Raw genomic sequence first — 19,881 nt, forward strand, 5'->3', positions numbered from 1 at the left:
CACGTCCTTGATGAGCGAACGTCCTCAACGAACGTTGAAACTCCGGGTATCCGTCGCGACGTCCCCATCGTTGGGTCCCACCAAGGAAACCCGCAATTCATAGCGGCCCGCTCCCAGCCCCACTGTGAGGCTGAAGACCCCGCCTTGTCCCGGAACGGTCGAAGCTGTGGTCTGCCCGGCGAGGTAGGACGACTTATCGCCGTTTGAATTCTCGCGAAGGATTTGCCAATGCAGTTTCTTCGAGGGATCCGTGCTCCGGCCGTTGAACTTGACCGGACCGGCAGGCAAGGTCAGATCCTCCTGCGGGTCAATGATCCACACCGGTGCCACCATGGATGCGTCGCGGATCATCGGATCGCCTAGTTTGACCTGTCCGAATGCCATGTAGTCCGTGTGCCCGTCCACCAGGATGGTCACTTTGATCTGCTGTCCGGAATCGATCAGGCCTGAGCTCGCGGCCGCAGCGGTAGCGGTGTAGACGAGTTCCTGGACCGCCCGCTGGGCCATCCCGGCATCGAGATTGGAATTGAACGCGTCGCGGGAAACATCGACCGTGACCACGTTCTTACCGGAAATCGAGGTCGCCAGGCTGCCCGGGTTCTGCCACGGAGTGAAGAAATCGTGATCCAACGGCTTCTGGGACATCATGATCCGCAGGGCGGTGGTGATGGGGTTCTCATTGCCTGGGTTGTCACGGAATTCGCGGTAAAGGAAGGTGTCCGTGTCGCTGCGCCCGATCCAATACACGGGGATCTTGTTTGAGGCCTGGGTTGTTTCGAGCGGAGCATTGCTGTCCGGGGCCGTCTGCAGGGCAACTGTCGGGGTGGGGACCGGCGTCGTGGATCCCTGTACCGTGCGATCGGCAATGCAACCCGACAGGAACAAGGCAGCCGTCAGGGCGGTCACAAGCATGGCGGAACGTTTCCGGATGCGTGTGCCGTGTGAAATCCCGGCTGGCCTGGTGATGGTGGATTCCTGCTCGCGTGTTCGGCCGCTGTACTGCGGGGGAGTCATGCGCCCGGGGGCCGGGCACAGGGGCATTTTTGCCCATGAATCAGCTTGTCATAGTCCCAGGGGCCCCGGCTGGCGTTTCGATACTCCGGCGGGCAACTGCAATGCGATTGATACGAGGTCGATGCCGAGTTGATACCAAAGCGGCACCGATCGGCCGTCCGCAGCCCCGCCGGGCACGGTCCGGAACCACCCTGAGACCGCCTGGCGTAGGATTGAAAGCAATCCGAGGCCCGCGATCCTGCCCCCATCCAGCAGACGGACATCGGAGAAAATCGATGGACATCACCAAGCCGGAGGAGCAGAGGCCGCAAGGCCAGCACTATGACAGAATCATTGAACGGGCGGCCCAAGGCCGGCAGCGTTGACACAGGTCCGGCCGAGTTCCCACACTCTGTCCCGGGCGCCCGGACGGAAGTTGTCATCTTCGACAACTCGGATCAGATGGTTCAGACCCTTGGCAGCCATGACGAGGCGTTGCGCTACATCGAAGCCCAGTTCCCCGGCGTCGATTTTCATGTGCGCGGCAACGAGCTCTCCTTCAGCGGACCGTCAAGCGATGTTCCCCGGATCATGCGGCTTCTGGAAGAAGTCCGCGGCCTGGTCGGCAAGGGGACGGTCATCACCCCGGACGTGCTGCAGCAGCTCGTGTCCTTGTTGCGCAGCCAGTCGCTGCAAAACCCCGTGGAAGTCCTGACCCACAACATCCTTTCGAGCCGCGGGCGCACCATCCGCCCCAAAACGCTCAACCAGAAGAACTACGTCGACGCCATCGACGACAACACCGTCATCTTCGGGATCGGCCCTGCGGGCACCGGTAAGACGTACCTCGCGATGGCCAAAGCCGTTCAGGCACTCCAGCTCAAGGAAGTCAGCCGCATCATCCTCACGCGGCCTGCCGTCGAGGCAGGGGAGCGCCTCGGCTTCCTGCCGGGAACGTTGAGCGACAAGATCGATCCCTATCTGCGTCCTTTGTACGACGCCTTGCACGACATGATGGACCCGGAATCCATCCCGCGCCTCATGGCTGCGGGAACCATTGAGGTAGCGCCGCTTGCGTACATGCGCGGCCGCACGCTCAATGATGCGTTCATTATCCTCGATGAGGCCCAGAACACTACCGCGGAACAGATGAAGATGTTCCTGACCCGCCTGGGCTTCGGCTCCAAGATGGTTGTCACGGGGGATATCACCCAAGTGGATCTGCCCTTCGGTGCCACCTCCGGTCTGCGCATTGTCCAGGAAATCCTCAGCGGGATCGACGGCGTGAACTTTACGATGTTGGACGCTTCCGACGTCGTCAGGCACCGGCTCGTCGCCGACATTGTGTCCGCCTACAGCATATGGGATGAAAAGCATCGGGTGCGTGCCCAGCACACGCCGATCCACGACAAACGGGGAGAACACAGATGAGCATCGAGGTCAACAACGAGTCCGGCGTCCAGGTGGACGAGGCACAATTGGTGACGCTTTCACGCTTCATCTTCGAGCGGCTCTACATTCACCCCCAGGCCGAACTTTCCATCCTCCTGGTGGATGAACCTGCCATGGAAAAGCTCCACATCGAGCTCATGGACGAACCCGGCGCTACCGATGTCCTGTCTGTTCCGATGGATGAGTTGACGCCGGGGACACCGGGTAAGCCGACTCCGCAAGGCATGCTGGGCGACATCGCCATCTGCCCACAGGTAGCCGAAGTACAAGCGCGCAACGCAGGTCATTCAACGCAGGATGAAATGCTCCTGCTCTGCACGCACGGAATCCTCCACCTGCTCGGTTTCGACCACGCCGAACCGGAGGAAAAGGAAGAGATGTTCGGCCTGCAGCGTGAGCTGCTGTCCGCGTTCCTTGGCAAGGACGCCCCCATGGAGACCATGCTGTGACCTCGCTCATCCTGGTCGGGATGGCGTTGGTGTTCCTCAGTTTCGTCGCCCTGCTGACCGCGGCTGAGGCTGCCTTCACCTTCCTGCCGCGGCACGACGCGGAGCAAGCCGTCGTCAGGAGCCGGGGGAATTCGCTTCGCAGTATCCTCGCCCAGCCTATTGCGCACATTCGCGCGCTGCGATTCTGGCGGGTTTGGTTCGAGATGGCGGCGGCGGTGGCCGTCGCCGTCGTCATGCATAGCCTCCTCGAGAACGTCTGGCTTGCCGGTTTGGCGGCGACGGGCATCATGGCCGTCATTGGTTTCGTTTTGGTGGGCGTCTCGCCCCGCCAACTCGGACGGGCCCACTCAGGCGGCGTGGTTCGCTACTCGGCCCCGCTCATCAGGTTCCTGTGCTGGATCCTGGGTCCCATTCCAGGCTGGCTCGTGAGGATCGGCAGCGTGGTGGCACCCGGTGCGCCCAGCGGCGATGAGGCTTTCTTCAGCGAGGAAGAATTCCGTGAACTCGTCGACAGGGCCACGGAATCCGACATGATCGAGGACAGCGAAGCCGAACTCATCCAGTCGGTCTTCGATTTCGGAGACACCCTGGTGCGCTCGGTGATGGTCCCTCGAACGGACATTGTGAGCATCGATTCCGGATCCAGCCTGGAACAGGCCATGGCCCTGTTCCTGCGCTCCGGATACTCAAGGATCCCCGTTATCGGCGAGAACGCGGATCAAATCCGCGGCATTCTCTATTTGAAGGACGTTGCCGCCGCATTGCACCGCCCGGAACAGCCATCAGTGCGCCAGGACGTTGATGCCATAGCCCGCGAGGCACGTTTCGTTCCCGAATCAAAGCCTGTCAGCGACCTCCTGAGCGAGCTACAGCAAGAGTCCACGCACGTGGCTGTAGTCATTGACGAATACGGCGGCACAGCCGGACTGGTGACGCTGGAGGACCTCATTGAGGAAATCGTGGGGGAGATCGTGGATGAGTACGATTCCAACGATGCGGAGGTCACTGACTTGGGTGATGGCACCTATCGCGTCAGTTCACGGATGAGCATCGATGACCTCGGCGAACTTTTCGACATCGACCTCGACGACGACGAAGTGGACACGGTGGGCGGCCTCCTGGCCAAAACGCTGGGCAAGGTGCCGATCGTAGGCAGCGCGGTGGAGGTGGATGGAATCTCCTTGAAAGCCGATAGGCTGGAAGGCCGGCGAAACCGGGTCAGCCATATCATTGCGGCAGCCATTCCAAAAGAAGACACTGACCTTGAAGACCTTCTCGACGAGGCCGACACAACGCAACAGGGAGTTCCACGTGAGCAAGCACAATAAGAAGTTCGACGCCGATCAGGACTTCGGCGGCTTCCACGCAGGTTTCTCGGTTCTTGTGGGCCGTCCCAATGCCGGCAAGTCCACCCTCACCAACGCTTTGGTTGGGCAGAAGGTGGCCATCACCTCGGCAAAGCCGCAGACCACGAGGCACACGATCCGTGGCATTGTCCATCGGGAGGACGCCCAACTTATCCTCGTGGATACTCCGGGCCTTCACCGCCCGCGCACCCTTCTTGGCAAGAGGCTGAACGATCTCGTCGCGGACACCCTTTCCGAAGTCGACGCCATTGGTTTTTGCCTGCCCGCCAACGAGAAGATCGGACCGGGCGACAAGTACATTGCAGCCCAGCTGGCCGCCGTCGGACGCAAGCCGATCATCGCACTTGTCACGAAGACCGACCTGGTGGACCGCCAGGCCTTGACCGAGCAACTCCTGGCCGTAGCCGCGTTGGGCCGCGAGGTCCTTGGCGAACAGGGCTGGGCAGATATCGTTCCGGTTTCCGCGACCGACGGCTTCCAGGTCAGTACGGTCGCCGACGTCCTCATCGGCCACATGCCTCCTTCTCCGCCTCTCTACCCGGACGGTGAACTCACTGATGAGCCGGAGGCCGTCATGGTCGCCGAACTTATCCGGGAAGCAGCCCTGGAAGGCGTCCGCGACGAGCTTCCGCACTCCCTGGCCGTGGTGGTGGAGGAAATCCTGCCCCGCGAAGGCCGCTCTGAAGACAACCCTCTCCTCGACGTGCGGGTCAATTTGTACGTTGAACGCCCGTCCCAGAAGGCCATCATCATCGGCAAGGCCGGAAGCCGGCTGCGCGAGGTCGGAACGAACGCCCGCAAGGGCATTGAGGCCCTTTTGGGAACCAAGATCTACCTCGACTTGCATGTGAAAGTGGCCAAGGACTGGCAGCGCGACCCGAAGCAACTCGTGAAGCTGGGATTCTAGGCGCTGGGGAATTTCCCAGTTTGGGCCCGTAAAATGGTCCGAATCCCATTTTCCGAGGAAAGGTTGAGCGAGTCGTGCGACGTCGCGATGCACGCGTTCAGGAGCCCGGCACCATTGGTGCCCCCGGCGCTGCACGCCACGGGGAAGCTCCCGGCACCCCCCGCCACATGAATGCTCCGAAGGGTCTCCCGCTCTGGCTCAAGGTCACTGCTGTGACGGTGTCAGTGCTGTTGGTCGCCGGTATCGCTTTCGCCGCCTACTGGGTCATCCGTTTGCAGTCGAACATCAGCAAAGCACCATTGTCGGCAGGCGATTCCAGGACGGAGGCTGCTGCAAACGATGCCACGGACCGCTTGCAGATCCTCATCCTCGGGTCCGACACCAGGGACGGGAAGAACTCGCAATACGGTTCAACGCAGGATTCCGCCGGCTATGGCCAGTCAGATGTCATGATGCTGCTGGACATTTCGGCGGACAACAAGAGAGTGAGCCTCACGAGCTTTCCGCGCGACCTCCTCGTGAATGTTCCGAAGTGCACCGATCCCAAAACCAAGACCGTCTATGAAGCCCATTCCAACGTCATGATCAACTCGGCCATGGCAGAAGCCGGGATCGGTTGCGCCGTGGACACAGTGAACAAACTGACGGGACTGCAAATCGATCACTTCATGATGGCCGACTTCAACGCCGTCAAGGAGCTGTCCAACGCCGTAGGCGGAGTCGACGTGTGCGTGAGCGATGCTGTCTACGATCCCGACTCCGGGCTCCGGCTCCCCAAGGGAACATCGAAGGTCCAGGGGGAGCAAGCCTTGGCTTTCCTTCGGACCCGCCACGGTTTTAGCGACGGAAGCGACCTCGGCCGCATCCAGGCGCAGCAGGGTTTCCTTTCCTCGCTGACCCGGAAGATCAAGTCTGACGGCACGCTGGGCAATCCCCAGAGCCTGCTGTCCATCGCGGATGTCGTGACAAGGAACCTCACCGTGGATGAAGGCCTGGCGTCCGTCCAGTCGCTCCTGACCATCGGGACCCGCCTCAAGGACGTCGACTTGTCCAAGGTTGCGTTCGTCTCGGTTCCCACCCAGCCCGCCGCCGTCGATCCCAACAGGCTCGAATTGGTTCAACCGCAGGCCTCCCAGCTGTTCGCCGCCATGCGCGCGAACCTGGACCTGACAACCCCGGGGGCTACAGCCACTCCATCGGCCAGTCCCTCGCCCGCCGCGTCTGGCGCCCCCTCGAGCGGCTCGGCGCCGGCGCCGAGCGCTCCCGCTGTTCCCGCCTATGACAAGGCCCTTCAGCCAGTGACCGTTGCCGACGGAACAGGCATCGCCTCCCGCGGCCAGGAGATCGCGGCCGCGCTGGTTGGCGGCGGATTCACGAAAGCCGCACACTTCCTTGCAGCCGCGGTGCCCAAGACCGTTGTCTATTACGGGGCCGGCTATGCTGACGTCGCGCCGGATGTAGCGAATCTTCTGGGGATCCCGGCCTCACAAGTCGAACCATCCAACGATGTCGTCGGAGTCCAGGTCTATATCGGCAGTGACTTCGATTCCGGGACCAAGTACGGAGTTGCCTCCGTTCCGTCCGACGTCGTCAAGCAGACCGCAGGCGACGTGAAATGCCAGGCGGTCAACCCCGTACTCATCGCGAGGTAGCCGCACAGGAATTACCCCGGACGCAGCGAAGGGAGCGGTCACCACACGGCGTGTGGTGACCGCCCCCTTCCGTTTGTTTGTTGCTTCCTACCAGATACTGACGCGGTCCTCGGGCGACAGCCACATTCCATCCCCGGCTTCCACCTCGAACGCCTCATGGAACGAGTCCAGGTTCTTGGCTATGGCATTGGTCCGGAACTCGTTGGGGGAGTGCGGGTCCGTGGCGACGCGCCGGATGGCTTCCTCAGGACGGATGACTTGACGCCAGCCGGCAGCCCAGGACATGAAGAAGCGCTGCTGGCCGGTCAGCCCTTCGAGAACGGGCGGTTCCGCACCGTCAAGGCTCAGGAGGTAAGCCTTATAGGCGATGGTCAGGCCGCCCAGATCGCCAATGTTTTCGCCGAGCGTGAGCTTCCCGTTGACCCTGTGCTCCGGAGCGGCATAGGGGGCAAGGGCGTCGAACTGGGCCACGAGCTTCGCCGCCAGTCCTTCGAAGGCCTTGCGGTCTTCCTCGCTCCACCAATTCCGCAGCGCTCCACTTCCGTCGAACTGTGAGCCTTGGTCGTCGAAGCCATGGCCGATTTCATGGCCGATGATGGCGCCGATGCCCCCGTAGTTGACCGCGTCGTCAGCCTCCGCTGTGAAGAAGGGCGGCTGCAGGATCGCAGCGGGGAAGACAATCTCGTTCAGCATCGGGTGGTAGTACGCGTTGACGGTCTGCGGGGTCATGAGCCACTTGTCGAGATCGACCGGCTTGCCGACCTCATCGAGGTGACGGTCGACGTCGGCGTTGTGCGCCCGTTCGACGTTCCCCAGAAGATCAGTCGGGTCAATGTCGACGGCGGAATAGTCGATCCACTTGTCCGGGAAACCAATCTTGGGCCGGAAGGCCTCAAGCTTTTTCAGCGCTTCGGCCTTGGTGTCCTCGCCCATCCAGTCGAGCGCCGTGATGCTCTGGCGGTAAGCCTCGATCAGTTTGGCAACCAGCGTCTGCATCCTGGCTTTGTAACCTTCGGGGAAGTGGCGCTCCACGTAGATCTGGCCTACCGCCTCGCCCAGGGCGGCTTCGACGACGGCGACTCCGCGCTTCCAGCGGTCCTTGTTCTGCGGAGTGCCACTCAGGGTGGTGCCGTAGAAATCGAAGTTTGCGTCCACGAATGCCGAGGAAAGATAAGGGGCGGCGGCATTGAGCACACGCAGGGCCAGCCACCCCTGCCACGTGGCAAGGGACTCGGACTCGACGAGGGAGGACGCGCCGGTGAAGAAATCAGGAGTACTTACCACCAGCTCGGTGAATTTGTCTCCTTCGATCCGGGCCGAATCGAACCACGAGTCAAGGTACGGGAACAGTTCACGGCCCTCCTCCGCGGTCTTGAGGTTGTAGGTCTTCTGCGGATCGCGAAGGGTGACGTTGTCCCAGTGATGCGAGGCAAGGGCTTTTTCAAGGGCGACAACGCGCGCGGCGGCATCGTCGGCGTCGGGAATGTCTGCCAGGCCGAAGAGTTTGGCGACGTATTTCGCATAAGCGCTGACAATGCCTTCGAACTTCGCGTCCCGATAGTAGGACTCGTCGGGAAGCCCCAGGCCGCCCTGGCCGATGTACAACAGGATCCGGTCCGGGTTCCCGGCGTCGGGAGCAGGATAGATGGAGAAGAGCCCGGAAACATCCGAGCGGAACAGCCGCCCGGTCAGGGCAACCACTTCGGCCGGCGAAGCCGTGGCAAAGACCTCCGCGAGCCGGGCGCGGATAGGCTCCATGCCCTTGGCCTCGGTGGCCTCCTCGTCCATGAAGCTGTTGTAAAGCCCGCCTACTTTGCGTTCGATGCCGCTGGCGTAGTCGCCCTTTCCGGCGGCTTCCTCGATGATCGCTTTGACTGCCAGTTCAGCGCCATCCCGCAACGCGGTGAACGTTCCCTCGAGCGGGCGGTCGTCGGGGATGACCGTCGACTTCAGCCACGCTCCGTTGACGTGCTGGTAAAGGTCGTCCTGCGGCCTAACGCTTTCATCGATGTTGGACAGTGTGATCCCCGACTGTGGCACAAGAACTCCTTCGGACGACGATCGGATCCGGCTCACCACCGTTCCCGCGTCTGCATAGTGGACGTTGCTTCTGGTATTGCATTGTCATCATACGCACCCGTGTTACTGTGAAATGGTGCGTGCAGGAATGCTTCTCCTTAGCTGCCGCGGCGGGGCCTCGTAAGCGATCATTCGCTAGGCCAACCCTCGCTGCGGAGTTAGCTATGCCCGGCCAATCTTCCATCAAAGATTAAGAGAAAAGGCCCCAAGTCATGCGCAACGCACAAAAGCCCTCCGGAATGCCCATTCACCGGTACCTGCCCTTCCAGGACCAGATAAATGTCGAGCTGCCGGACCGCACCTGGCCGGACAAGGTCATCACCAAGGCTCCGCGCTGGTGCGCTGTGGACCTCCGTGACGGCAACCAGGCCCTGATCGACCCCATGAGTCCGGCCCGCAAGCTGAAAATGTTCCAGCTGTTGGTGAAGATGGGCTACAAGGAAATCGAGGTCGGCTTCCCGTCCGCTTCGCAGACCGACTTCGACTTCGTACGGCAGCTCATCGAAGGCGGCCATATTCCGGATGACGTCTCCATCCAGGTCCTGACCCAGGCGCGAGAACACCTGATCGAACGCACCTACGAATCCCTCGTGGGCGCCAAGCAGGCCATCGTCCACCTGTACAACTCCACGTCGGTCCTGCAGCGCCGCGTCGTGTTCAACCAGGACGAGGACGGCATCCTGGACATCGCCCTGCAAGGTGCCCGCTTGTGCAAGAAGTACGAGGAAACCCTCACGGACACCCACATCACGTACGAGTACTCGCCGGAGTCCTTCACCGGAACCGAGCTTGAGTACGCAGCGCGTGTTTGCAACGCAATCGCCGACGTTTTCGAAGCATCCGCTGACAAGCAGGTCATCATCAACCTGCCCGCCACGGTGGAAATGGCCACTCCCAATGTCTACGCGGACTCCATCGAATGGATGCACCGGAACCTGCATCCCCGTGACGGCATCATCATCTCCCTCCACCCGCACAACGATCGCGGCACGGGCGTTGCCGCCGCGGAGTTGGGCTACCTGGCCGGCGCCGACCGCATCGAGGGCTGCCTGTTCGGCAACGGCGAGCGTACCGGCAATGTGGACCTGGTCACCCTGGGCCTGAACATGTTCGTTCAGGGCGTCGATCCGATGATCGACTTCTCGGACATCGACGAAGTCCGTCGGACCGTGGAGTACTGCAACCAGCTGCCCGTCCCCGAACGTTCCCCGTACGGCGGCGACCTGGTGTTCACGGCATTCTCCGGTTCGCACCAGGACGCCATCAAAAAGGGTTTCGAAGCCCTCGAAAAGGACGCTGCCGCTGCCGGCAAAGCCGTGGACGACTTCACGTGGCAGGTTCCGTACCTGCCGATCGACCCCAAGGACCTGGGTCGCAGCTACGAGGCAGTCATCCGCGTCAACTCGCAGTCCGGTAAGGGCGGTGTGGCGTACTTGCTCAAGAACGAACACAGTCTGGACCTGCCGCGCCGGGCGCAGATCGAATTCTCCGGCGTCATCCAGCACCGCACCGACACTGTGGGCGGCGAAGTCAGCGGAGCCCAGTTGTGGGCAATGTTCCAGGACGAGTACCTGCCGGCCAGCACGGCCGATGGCCAGTGGGGACGGTATTCGCTGGGTTCCATCCGCACCGAGACCGACGAGTCCGGCGAGCTTACCCTGCATGCAGCCCTCCGGGTTGACGGCTCCGTAGTTCAGCGCACCGGCACGGGCAACGGACCGATCGCGGCCATGCTGGACATCCTGCGTCAAGACGGCGTGGACGTCCGCGTCCTTGACTACACGGAACACGCCCTTTCCGAAGGTGGCAGCGCCACCGCCGCCGCTTATGTGGAATGCGCAGTTGGCGAGCGGGTACTCTGGGGCGTCGGAATCGATCCCAACACGAGCACCGCGGCGCTCAAGGCAGTCATCTCTGCCGTCAACCGCGCGATCAGGGCCGTCCGGGCATAGCCAATTGCCGTGCGGCGCCGTCAATACGGCGCCGCACGGCTTCGCCGGACCTGATCAGGCCCGGTGTGGTGCGAAGATTAACTGTGGCCAATCCTTCGTCGTTTGCAGCGCGGTCCTATCGGGACGATGCCGTAGTGCTGCGCACCCACAAACTGGGCGAAGCGGACCGCATCATCACTTTGCTGACAAAACACCACGGACAAGTAAGGGCGGTTGCCAAGGGCGTACGGCGAACCAGCAGCCGGTTCGGAGCCCGATTGGAGCCGTTCATGGTGGCTGACCTGCAACTCGTTTCCGGCCGGACCCTGGACATCGTCACGCAGGCTGTCGCCAAGGGAGCCTATGGGAGCTCGATCGCTGCAGATTACTCCCGGTATACCGTCGCTGCCGCCATGACGGAGACCGCAGAAAAGCTGACGGACGCCGACGCCGATTCGGGAACCGCCCAATACAACCTGCTGGTCGGGGCTCTTGCCGCGCTGAGCCGTTCCGACCACCCGCCGGAGCTCATTCTTGATTCCTACCTGCTCCGCGCTTTGGCAACCGGCGGTTGGGCGCCCAGTTTCACGGATTGCGCCCGCTGCGGGGCGAGCGGTCCGCACGCCGCTTTCTCCGCTCCCTTGGGCGGAATGATCTGCCACGACTGCCGCCCGCCTGGTTCGCCGGCGCCGGCACCCGAAACCGTCATTTTGCTGGGCGCGCTGCTGACGGGGGACTGGGCAACTGCGGATGTGTCCGAAACCTTGCATCGCCGGGAGGCCGCCGGATTGGTGGCGAGCTACCTGCAATGGCATCTTGAACGAGCATTGAAGTCCCTCAAACATGTGGAGCGAAGCTGAAAGTGGCACTGGGAAAAAAGAAGACGGCAACGGCGCGGACCACCCCGGTGAGGGCCCCCTACCACCATCCCTCAGGCGCCCGGCCGCCGGCCATCCCTGCCGAGCTGGTACCGCGGCACGTGGCCATCGTCATGGACGGCAACGGCCGCTGGGCGAACCAACGCGGCCTCCCGCGCATCGAGGGTCACAAGGCCGGAGAGCCGGCCCTGCTGGATGTGATGGCGGGTGCGATCGAACTTGGCATCAAGTACGTCAGTGTCTACGCTTTCTCCACCGAAAACTGGCGCCGTTCTCCTGAAGAAGTGCGCTTTCTCATGGGATTTAACAAGGATGTGCTACGCCGGCAGCGCAACCAGCTCGATGAATGGGGAGTGCGGATCCGCTGGGCAGGGCGGCGGCCCAAGCTCTGGGGTTCCGTCATCAAGGAGCTGGAGGATGCCGAGGAGTTCACGCGCGGCAACGACACGTGCACCTTGACCATGTGTGTTAACTACGGCGGCCGGGCCGAGATCGCCGATGCAGTGGCCGCGATTGCCCGGGATGTTGCCGATGGCCGCCTGAAGCCCGGCTCGGTCACCGAGAAGACCATCCAGAAGTACCTCGACGAACCGGACCTTCCGGATGTGGACCTGTTCCTGCGGAGCTCCGGTGAGCAACGGCTCTCGAACTTCCTCTTGTGGCAATCCGCCTACGCGGAATTCGTCTTCATGGACACGCTGTGGCCCGACGTCGACCGCAGGACCCTGTGGGACGCCGTCGAGATCTATGCCAAACGGGATCGGCGCTACGGAGGCGCGGTGGACGCTGCGGCACCCCGCTGACCGCGGCACCAAATGAGCACAAGCGTGCTGTGAAACCCCCTCAGTCCGGATAGGAAGCCAACCAGATGGCTACGTCCCTGTAGGCCTGCTGCCGGACGGTGCGCCGTGACAGGAACACATCGTGGAGTGCACCCGGGTAGCGGAATACCGCCGTCCGGCGCCCGAGGCCCAGCGCCCGGCGGGCAGTCTGCTCGACGTCGATCACGGCGTCGACGCGCATGAGCTCCGCGGTCCACTCAGCCTGGATCCGGGTCCGGCCGGAAAGCAGCACGAGCACCGGAGCATCGATATTGAGTTTGCGCTCGACGGCGGCGTGGCCCGCCAGGACTGCCTTTGTCCACCCTGCGCGGATCGGGAAGGAAGCCCGCGGCCTCCATTCCGGATCAAGGGTCCACTCGCCGTGGGCCAGGTTGCTCACGCTTTCCCAGTAAGCAGGCATCTCCGGGAAACGGAAAGGACGCTTGGGGTCGGTGCGCGCAAACGGCTCCACCACATGCATCGCGATGCTGCGGATCAGGCTGCTGCCCTGGAGCTCCAGCCACGGCGAATTCAACGTCAGGGTGGCAATGCGGCCGGGATTCCGGTCAGCCCACAGCGCCGAGATCAGGCCGCCCAGCGAATGGGCCACGAGGTGGATGGTAGGTGCCTCCGCGCTACCCGTCAGCTCGGCGATATCCCGCTGGATGGCTTGCAGGGCGGCGTCGAGGTCTTCGTCATAGACCGTCAGGTCCGTGGTGTAGCCGGGAGTCTGGCCCGGCCGCAGGCTCCGCCCGAACTTGCGCAGGTCAAGCGCATAGAAATGGAACCCCGAGGCGCCCAGGAACTCGGCCAACTCCGTCTGCATGAAGTAGTCGGCCCAGCCGTGGAGATACAACACCACCCTCGGTGGCCCCTGGGTGACGGGAACGTCGCTTCTGCGCCGACGTCGAGTGAATGCCGTCAGTGCATCCAGAAGTCCGTGGGGCACCGATGGTGCGGGCACCGGACGGACGTGTCGGACGAGGGTGGCGCAGACAGGCCCCTCCTCGTCCGGTGGAAGTTCGAGCTCCAAGGCCTCGAAACCACCGCCCAGAAAGTCCTGTTGCCAGACCGGCAACCCCAGCTCGGTGGTCATGGCGTTTCCCCCGATTGTCCAAGCTCGTGGCCTGCCGGAGGTACCGTCCGTGACCCATTGGCAATGTACCCGTGAATCCAACGCGCAAGCCTGTCGTAGGCATCCGCCCGCACCGGACCGGCCGACAGGAACACGTCGTGGAGGCCGCCATCGACCCGTTCCAGGGTGACGGTCCGGCCGAGGGTCATGGCACGGACAGCCATGGTGTTGACGTCCAGGACGGCGTCCGAATGCCGCATGGACTCCTGCCAGACCATGCCGTTGGCGCTCGCCCCGGAAATCAAGACCAGGATCGGGATGTCTATTCTCAGCCCTCGTGCCACCCTCGTGTGGCCGCTGAGGACCGCACTGAGCCAACCGGCCCGCATGGGGAAAGCCAACGGCGGGCGGTATTTGTCGTCGAGGGGCCATTCTCCCTCGGCCGAGCTGCTGATGCTCCGGTAATAGAACCCTCGCTCGGGCAAGCGCAGGATGGTCTTGGGCCGGAACCGCGCGAGCGGCTTCACCATGGTCTGGGCTGCGCGGCGGACCACGGAGCTTCCATGCATTTCAAGCCACGGACTATTGAGGACCAGGTATTGGACGGAACCGGGATGGCTGCTGACCCACAAAGCGGCTACGAGGCCTCCGGTTGAATGCCCCATGAGGGTCAACGAGCCGGGCTCCCGACCAAGCTGGTCTCCCGAGCGGATCATGTCAATGGCTTTGCTGATTTCGGCGTCGTAGTCGTTCAGATGCTCAACGTAACCGCCTGGCGTGTCCGCTTGCAGGCTGCGGCCATGGTTGTGCATGTCCAACGCATAGAACTGGAAACCTTGTCCCGTCCAGAACTCCGCGAGGGCGACGTTGAAAAAGTAATCACTCCATCCGTGCAGGAACAGGACCGAACGGTTGGCCAGCAGAGCAGGATCACCGGGACTTCCGGTGCCCTGGCGCGGGACATGGCGGACCAGCGTTGCGCGCCGGACAACTCCATCAGGTCCGGCCGCCTCGAATGCGCAACTCTCGAAGTCCGCCCCGAGGATATCGGTCTGCCACTCCATGGGAACAGCTTAGACACTCGCCGCGGCATCGCGCCCGGCTGCACGTCCGGAGAACAGGCACCCGCCAAGGAACGTCCCTTCCAATGCCCGGTACCCATGGATTCCTCCTCCGCCGAAGCCGGCAGCCTCGCCCGCCGCATACAAGCCCGGGACGGGAACTCCGGAATCGCCAAGGACGCGTGAACGAAGGTCTGTTTGGAGTCCGCCGAGGCTCTTGCGCGTCAGGACGGAGAGCCGGACAGCCAGGAGGGGCCCGTGTTCCGGGTCGGTGAGCCGATGCGGAGGGGCCACACGCATGATCTTGTCGGTGGCGAAACGCCGGGCCGCCCGGATCGCGGCGAGCTGCGGATCCTTGCCCAGCCCGCTCGCCACTTGCAGGTCCCGGTCGTGGATGAGTGAATCGAGCCGGGCGGGATCTATTAGCTCTGAGCCTGTCAACGAGTTCATTTTCGCGGCGAGCCCGGCGGCTGTTGCCGCGTGTAGGAAATCCACGCCGCGGTCCAGGAAGAGGCGCAACGGAGTATCGCTGCCGGGATAGAGCCTGGAGGCAAGGAGCCTAATGTCCTTGCCAGTGAGGTCCGGGTTCTGTTCTGAGCCTGAGAGGGCGAATTCCTTCAGCGCGATGGTGCGGTTGCACACGAACCACGAATGTCCGTGTCCGCCCGCCAGGATATGCCTGAGGGCGCCCAGGGAGTCGAAACCCGGAAACAGCGGCGCGGGCAACTGCCGTCCCGTCGCGTCAATCCACAGCGACGATGGACCGGGAAGTATCCGGATGCCGTGCGAAGGCCATACGGGGGAGTGGTTGTGGATTCCTTCGGGGTAGTGCCACATGCGGTCGCCATTGGTGAGCCTTCCGCCGGCGGCTGCGGCGGCAGCGAGGAACTCGCCGTCGACGGAAGCGGGCACACCGCTCAGCATGTGTTCCGGCGCGCTATCGTCGGGCCATTGCGTCCGCACCATAGCGTGGTTCCCGCCGATCCCGCCGGTAGTCACGATGATCGCTCCCGCGGTCGCCTCAAAGTGCCCGACGACGGTCCTTGGCGACGCTTGGCCGCGTCCGGCTCCGGACGCCTCAAGAATCTCGCCGCCGACCCCGGTGACGCGGCCCGCCGCCGTCGTAATCTCCGTGGCGCGATGCCGAAAGTGGAGGGATATCCTTCCGCGGGCCACGCCTTCGTTGACTTTTGCCAAGAACGGTTGCACGACAGCGGGTCCCGTGCCCCACGTGACGTGGAACCGCGGGACCGTGTTGCCGTGGCCTTGGGGACCATAGCCGCCCCGTTCGGCCCACTGCACCAGCGGAAAGAGGCGCACGCCAAGGGAGCTCAGCCACCGGCGCTTCTCGCCGGCGGCAAAATCCACGTAGGCTTCCGCCCAACGCCGCGCCCAGGAGTCTTCCGGCCGGTCAAACGCCGCGGACGCCAACCAGTCGCTCATCGCGAGCTCGGTGCTGTCCTTGACGCCCAGCCGCCGCTGCTCCGGAGAGTTGACCAGGAACAAGCCACCGAAGGACCAATGCGCCTGGCCGCCCACGGAGGCAGGCGGTTCCTGGTCCAGGACAGCGACCCGTTTGCCGTCGGCGTAGGCTTGGGCCGCGGCGACCAAGCCCGACAGTCCCGCCCCGATGACGACGACATCGGCTTCAATGTTTGCCTTGGAGTGAACTCCCTCACGCGGATTGCTCGGCATTCGTACATGCTACCGTCCGGTAACCGCGCTGGTTTGGTGCGCGACCCGTAAACCGGAAAACTAGGACCATGCGCGTTTACCCCACATTCTTCAAGTTGGCCTTCTCCTGGATGGATGCCGAAAAAGCCCACAAGATCGGCTTCCAGGCGATCCGCTTTGCACACCGCTCAGGCGCAGGACGCGTTCTGGCCAAAATGACCGCTCCGCACCCCTCCCTGCGCACGGAGGCTTTCGGGCTGACGTTCCCGTCGCCCTTTGGCCTTGCGGCGGGCTTCGACAAAGAGGGCCATGGAATCGAGGCCCTCGCTGAGCTGGGCTTCGGCCATGTGGAAGTGGGTACGATCACCGGCCAGGCTCAGCCCGGCAATGAGAAGCCACGGCTTTTCCGCCTGATCGAGGACAAGGCCGTGATCAACCGCATGGGCTTCAACAACGACGGCGCAGCGGCCGTGGCCCCGCGGCTCAAGGCTGCGCGGGCGGCACTGCAGCGGACGCATTCGGGCGTTCGTCCCGTGATCGGAGTCAACATCGGCAAGTCCAAGGTTGTTGAGCTCGACGACGCAGTTGAGGACTATTTGGTCAGCGCACGCAGCCTGGCACCCGCCGCCGACTACCTCGTAGTCAATGTCAGTTCGCCCAACACTCCGGGACTGCGCCTGCTCCAGAACGTCGAAACACTTCGCCCCCTCCTGCGCGCCGTTGGAGACGCCGCAGACGAATCCGCCGGCCGCCATGTGCCGCTGCTCGTCAAGATCGCGCCGGATCTGAGCGACGAAGACATCGACGACGTCGCCCGCCTCGCCTTGGACCTCAAGCTCGACGGGATCATTGCGACAAACACCACGATCGGCCGGGAAGGCCTGATTTCGGAGCCGGACAAAGTGGAAGCGTGCGGCGCCGGCGGACTCTCCGGTGCGCCGCTCAAAGGGCGTTCGCTCGAGGTACTGCGCCGGCTGAAGGCTGCCGTGGGGGAGGGCCTGGTGCTCATCGCGGTCGGCGGAGTGCAGTCCGCGGCCGACGTCCAGGAGCGGCTCGACGCCGGAGCAACCCTCGTGCAGGGCTACACGGCATTCCTCTACGAAGGTCCGTTCTGGGCTGCCGGCATCAACAAAGCCCTCGCGAAACGTCGCCGCTAAGCAGGGAGACGAGCACCTGAACCACCAAGTGCGGACAAGCAAAAAGACCCTGGGACGGCTGTTCCAGGGTCTTTTTGATTCCTCGGACTCTTGTCCGCGGGGATAGGGGCCTTAGGCGGGGTACTGGCCTCGCTGCACTTGCGGCTTCGGCAGGCGCAGGCGACGGAATTGCAGGGAACGCATGCTGCCGTACCAGACGGTGCCACGCTCGACGTCGCCGAACTTCTGCGTCAAGCCCTTGCGCAACTTGCGGGAAAGGATGAACACATCCGCGAAGACCGCGAGGAACATGACCCAGAAGCCGATCAGGATATAGCTCAGGGCGTCGCTTCCTGAAGGAATGATGAAGGAGATGACCACGAAAAGCAGGGCACCGAACATCAAGTACTCACCCAGGCTGAAACGGGCATCGACATAGTCGCGCGCAAAACGCTTCTGCGGTCCCTTGTCCCGCAGCGGCAGGTACTTTTCGTCCCCGGTGTCGAGGGCCTGGCGCATTTTCTGGCGCTGATCCTGCACTGCAATGCGCTCGGCTTCTTTCGAGGCCTTGCGGTCAGTCGGCACGAGGGGTCGCTTGCGGGCCGCTTCCTGTTCCTTGCGCTTGGGCGTGGGAGCGCCCTTGCCAGCGCCTTTCACGGCGGCATCGGCGGCAAGCTGGTCTACTTGGTCTTGAGCGCTCGGCTCATCCTTTTTACGTCCAAACACCACTACAGAATACCCCGCAGGAACCGCGCCAAAGTCGACGTGACGTGCCGCCCTGCGAATGAGCCCGCCAAGCCGCCAGGTCCGGTTCCCCAGCGCCCCTCCCGGCGGTAGTGTTTTCGCCATGACTTCAATGAATGCGGAGATCCCGCAGACCTTTTCCGGCGGCTCCGGCACGATCAATGTTGATGCGCTCAAGTCCTCGATCGATGTCTCTTTCGACGAGACGATGGCCCGTTTGAAAGCCCTGGTTGCCATCCCGGGGATCGCCTGGCCCAGCTTTGACCCGGCGGAACTGGAGCGCAGCGCCGAGGCTGTTGCGGCGCTGGTCCGAGAGGCGGGCTTCCGGGACGTACAAATCCTGCGCTGCGACAAGGCCGACGGGACCCCCGGAGGCCCTGCCATTGTTGCTCGCCGCGTTGCCGCGCCGGGCAAAGCAACGATCCTGCTTTACGCGCACCACGATGTGCAACCGCCGGGCGACGTGACCTTGTGGGACACCGAGCCGTTTGTGGCCGAGGAACGCGATGGCCGCCTTTATGGCCGTGGCGCAGCCGACGACAAAGCGGGAATCATGGCCCATCTGGCTTCCTATGCCGCGGTAACCCAGGTATTGGGAGACGATTTCGGGCTTGGTGTCACCTTGTTCTTCGAGGGCGAAGAAGAAGCCGGTTCGCCGACGTTCCGCACTTTCCTCGAAACACACCGCGAGCTCCTCGAAGCGAACGTCATCGTTGTTGCGGATTCAAGCAATTGGAAAGTCGGCGTTCCCGCGCTGACAACCAGTCTCCGCGGCTTGGTGGACGGCACCTTCGAAGTGCGGGTCCTGGATCACGCCGTGCACTCCGGCATGTTCGGTGGTCCCGTGCTGGATGCGCCGACCCTTCTGTCCCGCCTCATCGCCACCCTGCACGACGACGACGGCAACGTGGCCATCGAAGGCTTGGTGGCCAGGGACGACGTAGTAGAGGACGTTGACGAGGAACAGTACCGCGCCGATGCCTCCGTGCTCGACGGCGTACGGCTCGCAGGCAGCGGCAGCATCGCCTCGAGGCTCTGGACCAAGCCCGCGCTCTCCATCATCGGCATCGACGCACCCGCCGTCGACGTCGCATCCAACACGCTGCTCCCCGCCGCGCGGGCAAAGTTCAGCCTGCGCTTGGCTCCGGGGCAGGATCCCGATGCCGCCATGGACGCAGTGGGAAGGCATCTGGAGGCGAACGCACCCTTCGGAGGAAAGGTGACCTTCGTGCCAGGGGAGCGGGGCAACGCCTTCTCCACCGATACGTCATCGGCTGCGGCCCGGATCGCGATGTGGGCCCTGGGTGAGGCCTGGGGTGTGCCCGCCGTCGAAATGGGGATCGGTGGATCCATACCGTTCATCGCGGACCTGACGGAAACCTATCCCGATGTCCAGATCCTGGTGACCGGTGTCGAGGACCCGGACTCACGGGCCCACAGCGCCAACGAATCCCTTCACATCGGTGATTTCCGCAACGGTGTGCTGGCTGAGGCACTGATGCTCGCCCGTTTGAACACGGAAGGCCTCTGAGCCCTCGCCTGCATGGACCGGGAACAAGGCAAGGGTCCGGCCGGTTACGTTAGAAGTTATAGCTATGCGCCGGCTCGACGTAGCATGTAGCTATAGCCCGCACGTATTTGGGTAAGGGCAGGCAGCGCGAA

At 63.2% G+C, this 19,881-nt stretch carries 16 protein-coding genes; 10 read left to right on the top strand and 6 right to left on the bottom strand.

Going from position 1 to position 19,881, the window contains the following annotated elements; all coding sequences use genetic code 11:
* Positions 1-24: 24 nt before the first annotated feature.
* Positions 25-912 (bottom strand): GerMN domain-containing protein, encoded by an 888-nt coding sequence (locus tag QRN59_RS12770; protein ID WP_284982878.1) that lies wholly within the window; start codon positions 910-912, stop codon positions 25-27.
* 423 nt (positions 913-1,335) lie between these two features.
* Here QRN59_RS12770 and QRN59_RS12775 point away from each other — a divergent pair, with 423 nt between their 5' ends.
* The 5 genes from QRN59_RS12775 (at position 1,336) to QRN59_RS12795 (ending at position 6,820) form a co-directional block, all read left to right on the top strand.
* Positions 1,336-2,424: a PhoH family protein gene (locus tag QRN59_RS12775; RefSeq protein ID WP_284982879.1), complete on the top strand. Its 1,089-nt coding sequence runs from the start codon at positions 1,336-1,338 to the stop codon at positions 2,422-2,424.
* A complete protein-coding gene (ybeY, locus tag QRN59_RS12780; protein ID WP_284982880.1) occupies positions 2,421-2,894 on the top strand; it encodes an rRNA maturation RNase YbeY in 474 nt (157 codons plus the stop codon). The genes QRN59_RS12775 and ybeY overlap by 4 nt, the downstream gene beginning before the upstream one ends.
* Positions 2,891-4,222 carry a hemolysin family protein gene (locus QRN59_RS12785; RefSeq protein ID WP_284982881.1) on the top strand — a complete coding sequence of 444 codons (1,332 nt, stop codon included), beginning with the start codon at positions 2,891-2,893 and terminating at the stop codon, positions 4,220-4,222. The genes ybeY and QRN59_RS12785 overlap by 4 nt, the downstream gene beginning before the upstream one ends.
* Complete coding sequence (gene era / locus QRN59_RS12790; RefSeq protein WP_078105123.1) at positions 4,206-5,168, top strand: GTPase Era; 963 nt, start codon at positions 4,206-4,208, stop codon at positions 5,166-5,168. Before QRN59_RS12785 ends, era begins: the two co-directional genes overlap by 17 nt.
* Positions 5,169-5,242: 74 nt before the next feature.
* A complete protein-coding gene (locus QRN59_RS12795; protein ID WP_284982882.1) occupies positions 5,243-6,820 on the top strand; it encodes an LCP family protein in 1,578 nt (525 codons plus the stop codon).
* An 87-nt stretch (positions 6,821-6,907) separates the two neighbouring features.
* Here QRN59_RS12795 and QRN59_RS12800 read toward each other — a convergent pair whose 3' ends face one another.
* Complete coding sequence (locus QRN59_RS12800; protein ID WP_284982883.1) at positions 6,908-8,860, bottom strand: M13 family metallopeptidase; 1,953 nt, start codon at positions 8,858-8,860, stop codon at positions 6,908-6,910.
* 251 nt (positions 8,861-9,111) lie between these two features.
* Between QRN59_RS12800 and leuA the strand changes: the two genes are divergently transcribed.
* The 3 genes from leuA to QRN59_RS12815 all read left to right on the top strand — a co-directional run bounded on the left by leuA (position 9,112) and on the right by QRN59_RS12815 (position 12,511).
* Entirely contained in the window at positions 9,112-10,851 is a 1,740-nt protein-coding gene (gene leuA, locus QRN59_RS12805; RefSeq protein ID WP_284982884.1) for a 2-isopropylmalate synthase, read from the top strand.
* Between the two features lie 83 nt (positions 10,852-10,934).
* On the top strand, positions 10,935-11,690 hold the full coding sequence (gene recO / locus QRN59_RS12810) for a DNA repair protein RecO (RefSeq protein WP_284982885.1): 756 nt from the start codon (positions 10,935-10,937) through the stop codon (positions 11,688-11,690).
* A 2-nt stretch (positions 11,691-11,692) separates the two neighbouring features.
* A complete protein-coding gene (locus tag QRN59_RS12815) occupies positions 11,693-12,511 on the top strand; it encodes an isoprenyl transferase (protein WP_284982886.1) in 819 nt (272 codons plus the stop codon).
* A 40-nt stretch (positions 12,512-12,551) separates the two neighbouring features.
* Here QRN59_RS12815 and QRN59_RS12820 read toward each other — a convergent pair whose 3' ends face one another.
* The 3 genes from QRN59_RS12820 to QRN59_RS12830 are packed head-to-tail and all read right to left on the bottom strand — an operon-like array spanning position 12,552 to position 16,360.
* On the bottom strand, positions 12,552-13,625 hold the full coding sequence (locus QRN59_RS12820) for an alpha/beta hydrolase (protein WP_284982887.1): 1,074 nt from the start codon (positions 13,623-13,625) through the stop codon (positions 12,552-12,554).
* Positions 13,622-14,668 carry an alpha/beta hydrolase gene (locus QRN59_RS12825; protein WP_284982888.1) on the bottom strand — a complete coding sequence of 349 codons (1,047 nt, stop codon included), beginning with the start codon at positions 14,666-14,668 and terminating at the stop codon, positions 13,622-13,624. Before QRN59_RS12825 ends, QRN59_RS12820 begins: the two co-directional genes overlap by 4 nt.
* A 9-nt stretch (positions 14,669-14,677) precedes the next feature.
* The gene (locus QRN59_RS12830; RefSeq protein ID WP_284982889.1) at positions 14,678-16,360 is read right to left on the bottom strand and encodes an FAD-binding dehydrogenase; all 1,683 of its coding nucleotides are present in this window, start codon (positions 16,358-16,360) and stop codon (positions 14,678-14,680) included.
* A 68-nt stretch (positions 16,361-16,428) separates the two neighbouring features.
* Here QRN59_RS12830 and QRN59_RS12835 point away from each other — a divergent pair, with 68 nt between their 5' ends.
* The gene (locus QRN59_RS12835; protein WP_284982890.1) at positions 16,429-17,496 is read left to right on the top strand and encodes a quinone-dependent dihydroorotate dehydrogenase; all 1,068 of its coding nucleotides are present in this window, start codon (positions 16,429-16,431) and stop codon (positions 17,494-17,496) included.
* Positions 17,497-17,607: 111 nt separating this feature from the next.
* Here QRN59_RS12835 and QRN59_RS12840 read toward each other — a convergent pair whose 3' ends face one another.
* A complete protein-coding gene (locus QRN59_RS12840; protein WP_284982891.1) occupies positions 17,608-18,201 on the bottom strand; it encodes a DUF3043 domain-containing protein in 594 nt (197 codons plus the stop codon).
* Positions 18,202-18,322: 121 nt separating this feature from the next.
* Here QRN59_RS12840 and QRN59_RS12845 point away from each other — a divergent pair, with 121 nt between their 5' ends.
* Positions 18,323-19,750, top strand: coding sequence for a dipeptidase (locus QRN59_RS12845; RefSeq protein ID WP_284982892.1), 1,428 nt, complete (start codon positions 18,323-18,325; stop codon positions 19,748-19,750).
* Positions 19,751-19,881: the final 131 nt, after the last annotated feature.

It is taken from the genome of Arthrobacter sp. efr-133-TYG-118 (assembly GCF_030209755.1).
In the GTDB taxonomy this organism is placed as follows: Bacteria; Actinomycetota; Actinomycetes; order Actinomycetales; family Micrococcaceae; genus Arthrobacter.